Genomic DNA, 12,829 nt, shown 5'->3' with positions numbered 1-12,829 from the left:
ACGCCACGCCAGACGATGGACGCCGCAAACCGCCTTTGCCACCATAGGCGGATCAGGGAAGAAACGGAGTGTCGCAATGCATTACTGGATGAAGGTGGCGACTGCCGCGCTGGCAGTGGCAATGACCATCACGGTGCCGGCTCGCGCGCAGACGCCGCCGCAACCGCTGGATCTGACGCCCTATCTCAAGAGCGACCAGTTCGAGCGGATCAAGATCTCGCCGACGGGCGACTATTTCGCGCTCACCATGCCGTTGGAAGATCGTACCGTGCTGGGCATCGTGCGGCGGCAGGACAAGGTGGCCACCGCGAAAGTCACCGGTGGCGCCAATAGCGTGGTGGACGATTTCTGGTGGGCCAGCGACGACCGCATCGTGGTGTCGATGGCGCAGCGGCTGGGGTCGCGCGACGAGCCGATGGCGATCGGGCAACTGCATGCCATCGACGCCGATGGCAAGAATGGCCGCCTGTTGGCCAGCCCCTATGGCACCAACCCGGAGATCAACGGCGTGCAGTTGAAGATGGACCTGGAGCCTGGCACGTTCATGCTCGATACCTTGCCGGGCGATCCGCGCAATATCCTGGTGTCGACGATCCCGTTCGTCGGCGACCCGAGCATCCGTATCGACAAGCTGGATATCCAGACCGGCCGGCGCAGTACCGTGGCGACATCGCCGGTGCGGCGCGCGAACTTCGTGACCGATCAGCAGGGGCGCATCCGCTTTGCCAACGGCGCCGATGTGAGCAACGTCAGCAAGCTGTATTACCGCGACGACGATGCCGCGCCTTGGCGGTTGGTCAACGATGCTGCCAGCAGCGGGCATCGCGAATTTCCGCTCGGCTTTGCGGCCGATGGCAGACAGGCCTATCTGCAGGTGGAACAGGCAAGCGGCACCGATGTGCTGGTGGGATGGGACCCGGCCAGCGGCAAATCCACGCCGTTGTTGCACGACGACACCGTCGACCCGTACCGGATCCTGCGCGATCTGGACGGCACCACGCCGATCGGTGCGTCCTACATGAGCGACCGGGTGCGCAACCGCTTCTTCGACGAGAAGTCGCCGACGGCCAGGCTCTATCGCAGCCTGGAAAAAGCCTTCGACGGCAACGCGGTCTACATCACCTCGGCCACCCGCGACCGTCGCCTGGTGCTGGTGTATGTGTGGAGCGATCGCAATAACGGCGACTATTACCTGTTCGATACGGTCGCCAAGCATGCCGACCGCGTGTTCAGCCGCCGCGAGTGGTTTCCGCCCGACGCCGTCCCGGCGAGCAGGCAGGTAAGTTTCCAGGCGCGCGATGGCCTGCAGTTGCATGGCTATCTGACCCAGCCGCTGCACGCCCAGGCAGGCAAGCCGCTGCCGTTGATCGTGATGCCGCATGGTGGCCCGTTTGGGATCTTCGACAAATGGGAGTTCGACGACGAGGCGCAACTGCTGGCTGCAGCCGGTTACGCGGTGCTGCGCGTCAATTATCGCGGCTCGGCCAATTACGGACGTGCCTTCACCCAGGCCGGCGCCAGGGAGTGGGGCGGGCGCATGCAGGACGATCTTACCGATGCCACCCGCTGGGCCGTCGCGCAAGGCGTGGCCGATGCCTCGCGCATCTGTCTCTACGGTGCCAGCTACGGGGGTTACGCTGCGCTGATGGGCGTTGCGAAGGAGCCGGCGGTGTACCGCTGCGCCGCCGGCTATGTCGGCGTCTACGATCTGGACACGATGGCGCGCGACACCGCGCGCTACGCGCGCTGGGCCAAGAACTGGACCGGCGACTGGCTGGGCGCCCGCGACACCCTGGCGGCACGCTCGCCGGTGATGCTGGCCAAGCAGATCAAGGTGCCGGTGTTTCTTGCGGCAGGTGGCAAGGACGAGCGCGCGCCGATCGAACACACCAAGCGCATGGAGCGCGCCCTGAAAGATGCCGGCGTGCCGGTGGAGGCGCTGTACTTCCCCAATGAAGGCCACGGCTTCTATACCGAAGCGCATCGACGCGAGTACTACACGCGCTTGCTGGCGTTCTTGAGCAAGCAGCTGGGTGGTAGAACCGCAAAGTAGGTGGGCGTTCCATCAGGTGTTGCCTGATGGAACGCGTGATTGAGCGTGCTTGCGGTGGTGGTGCATGCAGCTTGATGTGTTAACCGCGGTGTGCGCGCGTCTGCATCTTTTGCGATGCTGTGTTGCGACGTTTGCTTGCGCGGGTAAGGCGTCGCGGCCGGGTCCGTTCCTACGGTTCTTGGGGGTTTTGCGGGTGTGGTGTTGCGCCCGGGACCGATGCTGCACGACGGCGCAGGCCGGCTGCACCGCCGTATTCTCTGCACTCCCGGTTCAACTGCTCGATAGCGCGGCACCGTCGATGGCCGACGATGCCGCTTCCAGCGTCGGCTACTTCTCCGGCATCGGCTTCATCTGATAGTCGGCCGGTGGCGTGGCGCCGAGCAGATGCTGCACGAAGTAGTCCCAGCGGCGACGAGCGACGTAGGGGGTGAGCTCGCCGTAGCCGTGTTTGGCGTTGGGTAGCATCAGCATGTCGAAGGTCTTGTTGGCCTTGATCAAGGCATCGGCCACCAGCAGGGTGAGATACGGCGGCACGTTGTCGTCCAGCGTGCCGTGCACCAGCATCAGCTTGCCCTTGAGTTTGCCGGCGTGGTTGGCGTTGGCCTGGTCGTCGTAGTTGGAGCTGCCGTCGGTGTTGACGATGTGCTCGCCGTGATACTTCTCGGCCCAGTCGTCCTCGTAGCCGCGGTTGTCGTGGTTGCCGCTTTCCGACCAGGCCACCTTGAAGAAGTCCGGGTAGCGCAGCATCGCGGCGGTGGACGCATTGCCGCCGCCGGAGTGGCCCCAGATACCGACGCGGCCCAGGTCGATCCACGGATAGCGCTGGCCCAGTTCCTTCAGGCTGGCCACCTGGTCGGGCAGGGTGTTGTCGCCCATGTTGGCGTACCAGGTGTCGTGGAAGGTCTTGGAGCGCCACGGCGTGCCCATGCCGTCGATGGCGACCACGATGAAACCCAGCTCCGCCAGCGATTGATTGTCGCCATGGCCGGCAAGGAAACTGCGGCCGCGGACCGAGCCGGTTTGCGGGCCGGGATAGACGTAATCGATGACCGGGTACTTGCGCGCGGGATCGAAGTTTGTCGGCTTGAACATCAGGCCATACAGCGTGGTCTTGCCATCGCGCGCCTTGACCGTGATCGGCTCCGGCGGCACCCAGCCGGCTGCCTTGAGGCGGCTGATGTCGGCAGTGGCGATCGTGCTGACCGTGCGTCCGTCGCCGGCATCGCGCAGCAGCGTGACCGGCGGCGTGATCGAGGTGGAATAGGTATCGACAAAGCGCTTGCCATCGGGCGACAGCGCGATGCTGTGATCGGCGATTTCTGGCGTGAGCAGTACCGGCTCGCCACCGTCCAGGCTCACCTTCCACAATTGCTGGTAATACGGGTCCACGCCCGGGCTGCGGCCGACGCCGACGAACCAGGCCGTGCGCGTCACCGGGTCCACGCGTAGCAGTTCGGTGACGTTGCCCTCGCCGGTGGTGATCGCGCGCTTGGGTTTGCCGGTGGCCAGGTCGTAGAGATACAGCTGGCCCCAATCGCTGCGCTCGGAAAACCACACCGCCTCGTTGCTGTCGGGCAGGTACGCCCAGTTGGCGGCGACCTGGCCGCTTTCGTAATAGGTCTTGGCGGTTTCGTCGAAGGCGGTGCGCACTGCGCCGGTGACGACATCGGCGATGCGCAGCCAGACCTGCTTGTGGAAGCGCGAGGTGGACACGAAGGCCAGCGTCTTGCCGTCCGGTGCCCACTTCACATCGTCCCACAGCCCCGGCGAGCAGCTGACGTCATCGCACAGGGTGGAGCGGTGCTGGTCCGGCGGCAGTTTCAGCCGCAGCACGCTGCGCGTGGGCACGTCGATGACCACGCGCTCGATCATGGTCACGTCCTTGTCGCCGGCCAGCGGGTATTTCCACGACTGCAGTTCCGGATGCCCGAGCTTGGTGCTGACCAGGTACATGTCGCCGGTCTTGCGCTGGTCCTGCTGGAAGGTGGCGATCTTGCGCGAGTCCGGCGACCACGCGACGATGGCGTTGTCGCTGTGCTGCCAGCCGGCGTTGTCGGTGGCGTAGCCGAAGTTTTCCACGCCGTCGCGGGTGAGCTGGCTCTCCTGGCCGCTGGTCAGATCGCGCACCCACAGGTTCCAGTTGCGGATGAAGGCTTCGCTGCGCTTGTCCGGCGACAGCACGCCCGGTTCGGGCTTGTCCTTTGCATACAGCTTGCCGCAGCGCGCGCGCGCATCGCAGACCACTGCGGTGTCGCGCACGTTGAGGCGGTAGCGGCCATCGGCGGTGCGTTTGACCACCGGGGCGAAGGTGTCGGCCTTGAGCGGCTTGTCGCCGGTCTTCAGCAGCGTATTGAGCGAGGCGACCAGCGCGGACTGTTTGAAGATCGGCGCGCTCTTGCCGGTGGCGGTGTCCAGCTGCAGCAGCCGGTTGCCCTTGGCATCGTGGTCGACATAGACCACATGGGTGGCGTCCAGCCAGTCGATGCGCGTGGCGGCATGGTCCACCAGCGGCTGCGCGGCGTAGTTGATCAGACGCTCGGCACGGGCGTAATCGGCGGCGGTGACAGCGGGGGCTTGCGCAGCGGCGATGGCCGGCAGGGCAGCCAGGACGATGGCGGAAAACAGCTGCCGCATCGGCAATGGGGTGTGCATGTAGAACTCTCCGGGACGAAAGGAGCGCGCAACGCGGTCGGCGCGACCGCCCGATGCTACCCGCTGGGCCGCGGGGCTGCCTCTGCCAGAAGTCGTGCCGGTGACCGTGTCGCGGCTAGCTCGCCCATGCGGCAGATCCAGAGCGCACAGATACGCGGTTGGCGTGATCACCGATGTGCCCACACGCAGCGCGAGCGGTCTCGCGCTGCGGGTACAGCGCAAGGCTGGAGACGATGGGCAGAAGTGGACGTGTGGGTGACAGGCCTATCTGCGGCAACCGCGGCTGCGCCTGCCGGCGCGCAGTGGCTTGGGTGGCAGCCTCACTTGCCCATGCAGCGCTTCCAGCGCTCGTTCACCCGCTGCGCGAACCAGGCGGTGGTGAGGGTGCGAGTGATCTTGGGGCTCTCCAGGGTGATGCCGGGCAGCACCGCGCGCGGCAGCGGTTTGCCGGCACCGCGCTCGGCCAGTGCGAACACCTGGCGATACAGCTCAGTGTCCTGGAAATCGATGGAATTGCCGGTCTCCAGGGCACGGCGGATCTGGCGGTCGCTCATTGCCAGCTGGCTGCCCAGCGCGCGTGCGGCACGTTCGGTACCACCGGGGGCGTCCAGGTTGGCGCCGGGGGTCAGCAGGTCGCCGTCCAGGGCCAGCGCAATGCCGCTGGCCTTGCTCAGCGCCGCCTGGAACGCGGCGTTGCGGCTGGCGTACCAGCCGGCATTGAAGTCGGCAAAGCGGTACAGCAGTGCGTCGTAACTGGCCGGATACCCGAGCAGATGCCGGGTGCCGAACCACAGCCCGCCGCGACGGCTGAACACCTCGTGGCGGATCGAGTCGCCGGGCGGATACGGATAGCGCTCGGCGTGCTGTTCGGCAAACGCGATGCTGACCTGCATCGGTCCGGCGGTATGCACCGGGTTGAGCCCGTCGAACAGGCGTGCGCCCAGCGGCACGCTGCCGGTGAAGTCTTCGAAGATGCGGCTCAGCTCCTGTTCGGTGCGCGCGTTCGCGATGCGCGTGGCATAGCTGCGGCCGTCGGGCGAGTCGATGCGCAAGGCGGCATCGACCATGAAGCCGGGGATGTGATGCGCGCTGGCGCGGCGGTCGATCTCGGCGCGCGAAATCCTGCCGAGATTGGGCACGACCGGGTTGGCCTGGTAGGTCGACTCCTGCTCGGTCACCGCCAGCACCGCGCAGATGTGCCCGGCGCTGGGGTCCAGCCCCTGCGAGGACAGCGCCACGTAGACATCGTCGGCCCAACCGTTGCGATCGGACAGCGTGGCCGGCAGGCGCCGGGCGATGTCGGCCTTGACCGCGTCCGGGGAGCGCTGTGGCGCGCGCGGCGCCTGGGTGGCGCAGGCCGACAGCAAGACGACGGCAAGCAGCGTGAGCAGGCGGGGCAGGCGGGATGTCACGGCGTCTCCAGGATCCAGTAGGCGGCAGGTGCCGTGCGGCAGTTTACGTGGCTGTCGCAGGGCGGCTGCATCCGGCGATGTGCATCGGCGACGGCGCGGGTCGCCCGCTGGGCCGCAGCGCCTGGCAAGGTGCCCGGCCGCAGGCTGCTGCCATGCGATCTGCAGGCCGATTCAAGCCCGCCGCACGCAGGCCGATAACGATCGTGGCGCAAAGCGTGGCGATCACGTGACCTGCCGCGTGCGCCAGTCATCATGACCGCGTGTTTGCATCGATGCGGCGTTCAGGCAGACGCCGACGTCGCTCCGATTCCGCCGCCAGCCAACCATGGGAGAGCTCGAGTGTCGCAGCAACCAGCAAACCCGATACGGGCCGGCCGGCGCGTCCTGTGCATGGCAGCCCTGCGGTGTGGCTTATCGTCGCCGTGAGGTGTCGATGAGCAGCGCGGCGCCACGCTGGCGGCGCATGGTCGTCGGGATGGCCGCGATGCTGTTCAGCGCCACGCTGTGGGCGCAGTCGCAGCCGTGGAAGCGCATCGAAACCGCGGCGATCGACGACCCCAGGGCTGCCCTGCAGGCCGCCCAGGCCGCGTTGCAGCGTGCCCGCAGCGAGGGCGATGCCGATGCGCAGTTCTGGGCCTTGCTGGCGCAGGCGCGCGTGCTGATTTCCCTGGAAGAGACCGAGCGCCGTCAGACAGCACTGGCGCAGGCGCATGCGCTGTCGGAACGGGTGCGCGGCAACGCGGCGCAGGCGCAGCTGTGGCTGGCGATCGTGCAGGCGCTCGGCGATGTGCGCGATAGCCCCAACCGCGGCATGCTGGCGCGGCTGGAGGCGCTGCGTCAGCGCGCGCGTGCGCTGGGTCGCAACGATCTGCTGTGCGAGGTCGAGGCGGTCGACATGTGGGGCATGCTCGCCTCCGGCAGCAGCGACGAGGCCTGGAACGCCGCGCAGGCCAGCTACCAGTGCGCAGTGCGCGAACACAGCTTGAGCCTGGAGCTGGATGCGTTGACCCAGCTCGGCTCGCTGGCCAGCCGCGTGGGTGGCCGTTCGGCCGAAGACAACGATGCCGAAGACTATCTGCAGCGCGCCCTGGCACGCGTGCGCGGCCAGCCAGCACGCTTTCAGCGCAGCCTGATCGAATATGAATACGGCACGTCGCTGGCAGCGCAGCAGCCGGACGCGGCATTGCTGCATTTCAGGCGTGCGCTGGCGCTCAGCCGCGAGCTGGGCGATCAGGCCGGCGTGGCCGCGGCATTGATCAGCGCCAGCGAGGTTCTGATCGAAACCGGCGAGGCCACCGCGGCATTGGCAATGGCACGTGAAGCCTTGCCGTTGATGCAACGGCAAGGCAATGTCGGCCGGGTGGCCGCCTGCCACGCGGTATTGCTGCAGGCATTGACCGCGCTCAAGTCCGGCAGCCTCGGCGGGGAGATCGTCGCGGCCAAGGCAGCGGACGATCCCGATCTGCCGTTGGGACGGCGCGCGCAACTGATCGATGCCATTGCCCAGGCACTGGCGGCGGAGCGGCGTCATGCCGAGGCATACCAGGAACTGCAACGCGCCAACACGCTGCGCGCGCAGAGCCTGGATCGCCAGCGCGACACCGTGATGCTGCGCCTGCAGGCGCGTTACGAAGATGCGCGCCGCGGCGCGGAAACCGCCGAGCTGCGCCGACGCAGCGAGACCGCGCAACTGGCCTTGCAGGCCCACGAAGCGGGTCAACGCGCCTTGTGGATCGCCTTGTGTGCAACCTGTCTGTTGTTGCTGGGCGCGCTGGTGGTGCTGGCCTTCGGTGCGTGCCACCGGCGGCAACTCTCGCGGCTGGCGATGCGCGACGAACTCACCGGCCTGCCCAACCGCCGCGCCATTCGCGCAGAGGCGCAGCAGCAGCTCGAGCAAGCGGTGCGCTCGCAGGTTCCGTGCATGCTGGCATTGATCGATCTGGACCACTTCAAACTGATCAACGACATGCATGGCCACGCCGCCGGCGATGCCGTGCTCAAGGCGCTGGCCTGCGCCTCCAGGCTGGCGCTGCGAACGCAGGATCGCCTGGGACGGCTGGGCGGCGAAGAATTCCTGCTGGTGCTGCCGGGCTGCAGCGCAGACGAGATTCCTGCGGTGTTCGCGCGGCTGCGCAACGCGGTGGCCGCGATCGAGATCGCCGGCCTGCCCGCCGACCAGCCGGTGCGCTTCTGCATGGGCGCGGCGAGCGTCACTGCGGGGACCGGCCTGGATGTACTGCTGGGGCAGGCCGATCTTGCGCTGTACGCCGCCAAGACCGCCGGGCGCGATCAATGGGCGGTGTGTTGACGATTGGATGAGGGCGCCTGCGGCCTGGCTGCGCAGCGCATCACCGATGCACCGAGCGCAGTGCGCGCAGTAGTGCATGGCGTGTGCATCTGCATCTGCGTCTGGCACGCAGGGCGCAGCTGCCGACACGGCACGATGGCGCCCTGCAGGACGCCATCGGCAACGCGCTGTTTACTGACTGACTTCCTGCATCGCAATCTTGTGCTGCTTGGAATACGCGCGCTGCGCGGTATTCAGGGCTTGCATATCGGTGTTGAGCTGGGCGGATACGGTTTCCAGGTCCTTGGCCAACGGCGCCAGCTCGGTGTTGCTGTAGCCGTTGGGCAGGGCGGCCACGCGCTCGAGCGCGGCCATCATCGCGTCGGCACTCTTGAGGTAGGCCGACAGCTTGCCGTCCAGGTCCTTGGCGTTGTCCGGCACGCCCGAGGCCACGGCGGTATTGGCCTGCGCGTTGGCGGCCAGTGCCTTGCGTTGGCTGCCCAGCGCGGTCTTGTAGCTGTCCAGCGGCTTGTGCGCGATGGCATCGGTCACCAGGCTCTGCCCGCGGTCGCCCGACACCCACGGGTCGATGATGCTCACCGCGCCATTCCAGACCGAGATGTTGTGCAGCAGGTAGTCGCTGGAGGAGAGCTTGGAGGCGCCGGTGGTGGCGCCGCCGCAAGAGGCAAGCAGCAGACTGAAAGAGACCAGCAGGAACGTGGTGAATGTCTTCAAAGTGAAAGGTCCTTGGTACGAGGCCGTTGTCGCCAGTGCATGGCGAAACACGGCAAAAACCCCAAGGAAGCACCCGGACAATCCAGGTTGCACTGTTGCAGGCCATCTTCCCTGAGACGAATGCAGCGTGGAGCATTCCAATCACTCTGAGCGAGTGCGCTGCGCCATCAGTATAGCGGCCGCGCTCAGCCGGCAGGTGCGTGTCATGCGCTCACTGCGCGACCACCAGGTGTTGCAGGCGTGCGATGGATGGCGTCGGCCGGTTGCGCTGCGCGTACACTGCTGCGCCGCCACCATCGAACCGATGCCTGCGTGAAAAAAAAGCGGCCCAAATCACCGCCACCTGCGCCAGCTCCCGCAGCGTCCCGGATCCAGGAATGGATCGTCGGCGGGGGGGCCGTTGCCGTGGCGATCGCCTGCTGCGTGCGGCTGTGGCTGTTGCTGGAGGCGATCGTCACGGGGCGCTATATCAGCGTCATCCGCGGCCGGCCGACCAGGATCTTTTACGCGGATGCAGACCCGCAGCGGTTCTGGATCGCCATCGGCTGGAATGCGTTGCTGACCAGTGTGCCGTTGGCGGTCATCGCCTGGTTCACCTACGTTGCCTGGACGGCGTACCGAAGCGGCAGGCGATGACCTGCGCGGTTGGTCCACAGCATGCGCGACTGCGGTGCCGCGCTGTCGACGACGACGCGGCTGCGCAGGCGTGCGGCAAGCCGCTGTTGAGTACACGGTGTTGATCAGCCGTCGGGTCACAAGGCCGGGGCAACCGCCTGCGCCGATCGACGCCTGCGCCTCATGCGGCCATCAGGGCTGTGTCTGCTTTTGCTTTTGCTTGCGCGATGGCGGCTGCGTCTCGCGCTTGGGCCAGGTGTCGTAGCTGTAGACGAACTGCTTCTGATCGGCTCCCATGCTCGGGTCACAGTGCCAGGAAGTGGCGACGCTGCCGGGTTCCAGCACGCCATCGACTTCGCGCACGGCCTGCGCTTCGAACGCGCAGATCGCCCCGTACAGCTTGATATCCCAGTCCGGCGCAGAGGTGGGGTGGGCGTGTTGCACCAGCACGATGTCGCTGCCGTGGAAGTGGTGCACCTGGGCGCCGTATTCGCGATTGATGCTGAAGTAGCACGGTGCGCCGATGCCCAGCGGGAGCACTTCGTCATCGCGCAGGATTGCGCACTTGCCGGCGTGTTCGCCCAGGCGAATCGTACGCCCGGCAAGGACCGCGGTGGTCACCGGATGGCGGGTGGTGACTTCGGACATGGGCTGCGGCGGTGGCGGTGTCTGCGGCGCAGTCTGCGCGCGCGCTGCTGGCACGCCGGTCATCATCAGCAGCGCGGAGAGCAACCAGGTCGTAAAGCGAATGCGCATGCAACGTCCTTGTCGTGGGCGGTGCAGTATCGCAGATCCGTTCGCTGGCCAGGCGTGGCCGGCAAACCGGCTGCACTTTCAGTCAGACGGAGGCGGCCAGTGCCCGGGTCGGCATCTGCCTGCTGCATTGCGGCTTCGCGTGCAGCGCCGACCTGCAGCTGGCCGCGACCGATCTGCGCGTTTTCAGTTGCCGCAAAAATCCCGCAGTCAGCGCCGCGCCGGCAGCGTTGCCAGCACGCCGTCCAGTGCCAGTTGCGTGCTGAAGCCGGCCTTGCTCAGGCGTTTGCTCACTTCGTTGGGCACATCGCGGCCGCTGGTGAGCCGGTTGGGTGCGCCGGTGTAATGGAACAGGCGCCCGCCACGACGCAACACCCGCGCCAGCTGATCGTAGAACAGCTGCGAGTACAGCTCGCCGGCGATGCCGAAGCGCGGCGGGTCGTGCAGGACCGCATCGACCGCATCGTCTGCCAGCGTGGCGATATGCTGCGAGATATCGGCATGGGTCAGCTGCAGACGTCCGCCGCAGGCGGCATCGTCCGGATCCGGCGACCAGGGATTGAGCGTGCGCAGCCACAGCACGTCGGCATTCTTTTCGAACGAATGCAGCTGCGCCACCCCGGCCTCCAGGCAGCAGGCGGCGAAGTAGCCTAGCCCACCACAGGTATCCAGCACGATCTTGCCGCGCGGATCGACCAGCGCCACCTTGCGGCGCGCATCGTCGAACGGCGACAGCTGCGCCGAGGGCAGCATCTTGATGCCATCGATCTCGAAGGTGGGCGCGCCCCATTCGGTGGGAACGAGCTTGATCAGCGCGCCGCTGAAACGCGAGATCGGGGCGAAATCATCACCGTCCCAGAAGTACAGCGTGCGCTCCTTGAGCTTGCCCGGATATGGGTAACCTCTGCCACGCCACTGCCAGGTCTGCGCATCCAGCTGGGCGGTGCCGGTACTGCGGCCCAGGTCCAGCGAGCCGGTCCATTGGGTCAGGCCACTGCCGCGCGCGGCAAGCAGCGCCTGGGCATCGGAGCAAATGAGGAGTGGGCCGGAGTAGTGGGGCACGAGTCGCTGGTCTGGGTGCACGCGTCACGCGCGCTGCTGGTGCGAGGGATGGACTGGCATCGTAACCGACCCCATCGCGCATGCGCATCCAGCGCACCGCCGGCGCGATGGCGGGCGGCGCAGCGGCGGCGTCTGCAGCGACGTGAGCAGCCGGGTAATGCGCAACGGTATGCCGGTGGCGATGCAGGCGCCGTCGTGCCCGGATGCGTGCGCCGATTCCTCTCAGGCACGCCGCACCCCATACTGCGCACTGCCCCCATCGACATGGTGTCCGATTGGCGCCAACCGTGGAGGATCGGCAATGCTGAAGGGTGTGTTGTTGGGGTTTGCCTGCTATGCGGCCTATTCGATCAGCGACGCGTTCGTGAAGCTGCTGGAAGGCACGCTGCCGGTCTACGAAGTGCTGTTTCTCGGTGCCTTGCTGATGCTGGTGGCCGTGCCATTCCTGAAAAAGCCGGACGACCGGTTGCGCGAACTGGTGATGGCCAAGCAACCGAGCCTGTGGCTGTTGCGTGCGCTCACCGGCGCCATCGGCAATCTGACCTCGGTGATTGCGTTCACCACCTTGCCGATGGCCGAGGCGTTCGCGCTGATCTTCCTGATGCCGATTTTCGTCACCGTGCTGTCGGTGGTGTTCCTCAAGGAAGAGGTGCACTGGCGGCGGTGGTCGGCGGTGATCGTGGGTTTCATCGGCGTGTTGATCGTGCTGCGCCCGGGCTTTCGCCATCTCACCCAAGGGCATGTGGCCGCGATCGTGTGCGGCCTGGTCGGTGCGATCTCGGTCATCACCCTGCGCATGGCCGGCCACAGCGAAAAACGCCTGACCTTGTACGGCGCCGGGGTGATCGGCCCGTTGGTGATGGGCGGGATCATGATGTTGCCGACCTTTGTCTGGCCCACGCTGTATCAGTGGGGGCTGTTGGCCGGCTATGGGCTGCTTGCCGGCCTGGCGGCGATCTGCCTGATGTACGCCACGCGGATGGCACCGGTGAGTGTGGTTGCGCCAACGCAATACAGCCAGATGCTGTGGGCGATCGCCTTCGGCTATCTGCTGTTTCACGACCACCTGGACTGGCCGATGGCGGTCGGCATCGCGCTGATTCTGGGCGCGGGCCTGTTCACGCTGATCCGCGAGGAGCAGGTGTCGCGGTGGTGGCGGCGGACCAAGATTGTTTGAGGGCGGCGCTGTGCGCCGCGGGAATGGGGAGTCGGGAATGGGGAATCGGAGGGGCGCTGCTTCGAACTGCCGCGATGCGCTTG

9 protein-coding genes are annotated in these 12,829 nt (G+C 66.7%); 4 read left to right on the top strand and 5 right to left on the bottom strand.

Annotated elements, in window-relative coordinates; all coding sequences use genetic code 11:
- The first annotated feature begins 121 nt into the window (after positions 1 to 121).
- A complete protein-coding gene (locus tag XaplCFBP3123_RS06160) occupies positions 122 to 2,053 on the top strand; it encodes an alpha/beta hydrolase family protein (protein ID WP_253254150.1) in 1,932 nt (643 codons plus the stop codon).
- Between the two features lie 327 nt (positions 2,054 to 2,380).
- Here XaplCFBP3123_RS06160 and XaplCFBP3123_RS06155 read toward each other — a convergent pair whose 3' ends face one another.
- Positions 2,381 to 4,705: a S9 family peptidase gene (locus tag XaplCFBP3123_RS06155; RefSeq protein WP_104533184.1), complete on the bottom strand. Its 2,325-nt coding sequence runs from the start codon at positions 4,703 to 4,705 to the stop codon at positions 2,381 to 2,383.
- A gap of 320 nt (positions 4,706 to 5,025) precedes the next feature.
- Positions 5,026 to 6,117, bottom strand: coding sequence for a DUF1615 domain-containing protein (locus tag XaplCFBP3123_RS06150; RefSeq protein WP_104533183.1), 1,092 nt, complete (start codon positions 6,115 to 6,117; stop codon positions 5,026 to 5,028).
- Positions 6,118 to 6,550: 433 nt separating this feature from the next.
- Between XaplCFBP3123_RS06150 and XaplCFBP3123_RS06145 the strand changes: the two genes are divergently transcribed.
- Positions 6,551 to 8,425 carry a GGDEF domain-containing protein gene (locus XaplCFBP3123_RS06145; protein ID WP_104533182.1) on the top strand — a complete coding sequence of 625 codons (1,875 nt, stop codon included), beginning with the start codon at positions 6,551 to 6,553 and terminating at the stop codon, positions 8,423 to 8,425.
- Between the two features lie 171 nt (positions 8,426 to 8,596).
- Here XaplCFBP3123_RS06145 and XaplCFBP3123_RS06140 read toward each other — a convergent pair whose 3' ends face one another.
- Positions 8,597 to 9,139, bottom strand: coding sequence for a hypothetical protein (locus XaplCFBP3123_RS06140; protein WP_104533181.1), 543 nt, complete (start codon positions 9,137 to 9,139; stop codon positions 8,597 to 8,599).
- A gap of 249 nt (positions 9,140 to 9,388) precedes the next feature.
- Between XaplCFBP3123_RS06140 and XaplCFBP3123_RS06135 the strand changes: the two genes are divergently transcribed.
- Positions 9,389 to 9,775: a hypothetical protein gene (locus tag XaplCFBP3123_RS06135; RefSeq protein ID WP_253254139.1), complete on the top strand. Its 387-nt coding sequence runs from the start codon at positions 9,389 to 9,391 to the stop codon at positions 9,773 to 9,775.
- Between the two features lie 171 nt (positions 9,776 to 9,946).
- Here the strand turns inward: XaplCFBP3123_RS06135 and XaplCFBP3123_RS06130 are convergent, their stop codons facing one another.
- A complete protein-coding gene (locus XaplCFBP3123_RS06130) occupies positions 9,947 to 10,510 on the bottom strand; it encodes a hypothetical protein (protein WP_172453093.1) in 564 nt (187 codons plus the stop codon).
- 207 nt (positions 10,511 to 10,717) lie between these two features.
- A complete protein-coding gene (locus XaplCFBP3123_RS06125) occupies positions 10,718 to 11,569 on the bottom strand; it encodes a class I SAM-dependent methyltransferase (protein ID WP_104533308.1) in 852 nt (283 codons plus the stop codon).
- A gap of 301 nt (positions 11,570 to 11,870) precedes the next feature.
- On the opposite strand from XaplCFBP3123_RS06125, the gene XaplCFBP3123_RS06120 reads away from it, so the two are divergent.
- Entirely contained in the window at positions 11,871 to 12,746 is an 876-nt protein-coding gene (locus XaplCFBP3123_RS06120; protein WP_104533180.1) for a DMT family transporter, read from the top strand.
- Positions 12,747 to 12,829 lie beyond the last annotated feature (83 nt).

The organism is Xanthomonas arboricola pv. populi, assembly GCF_002939945.1.
Taxonomy (GTDB): domain Bacteria; phylum Pseudomonadota; class Gammaproteobacteria; order Xanthomonadales; family Xanthomonadaceae; genus Xanthomonas; species Xanthomonas arboricola_A.
Note: the sequence above shows the minus strand (reverse complement) of the source record. Positions and strands in the feature narration are given on the sequence as shown.

Excerpts from the sequence above, each read along its gene's own strand:
- XaplCFBP3123_RS06135 (WP_253254139.1), top strand. The coding sequence starts at position 9,389 with ATGGCGTCGGCCGGTTGCGCTGCGCGTACACTGCTGCGCCGCCACCAT.
- XaplCFBP3123_RS06160 (WP_253254150.1), top strand. The coding sequence starts at position 122 with ATGACCATCACGGTGCCGGCTCGCGCGCAGACGCCGCCGCAACCGCTG.
- XaplCFBP3123_RS06155 (WP_104533184.1), bottom strand. The coding sequence starts at position 4,705 with ATGCACACCCCATTGCCGATGCGGCAGCTGTTTTCCGCCATCGTCCTG.
- XaplCFBP3123_RS06120 (WP_104533180.1), top strand. The coding sequence starts at position 11,871 with ATGCTGAAGGGTGTGTTGTTGGGGTTTGCCTGCTATGCGGCCTATTCG.
- XaplCFBP3123_RS06145 (WP_104533182.1), top strand. The coding sequence starts at position 6,551 with ATGAGCAGCGCGGCGCCACGCTGGCGGCGCATGGTCGTCGGGATGGCC.
- XaplCFBP3123_RS06130 (WP_172453093.1), bottom strand. The coding sequence starts at position 10,510 with ATGCGCATTCGCTTTACGACCTGGTTGCTCTCCGCGCTGCTGATGATG.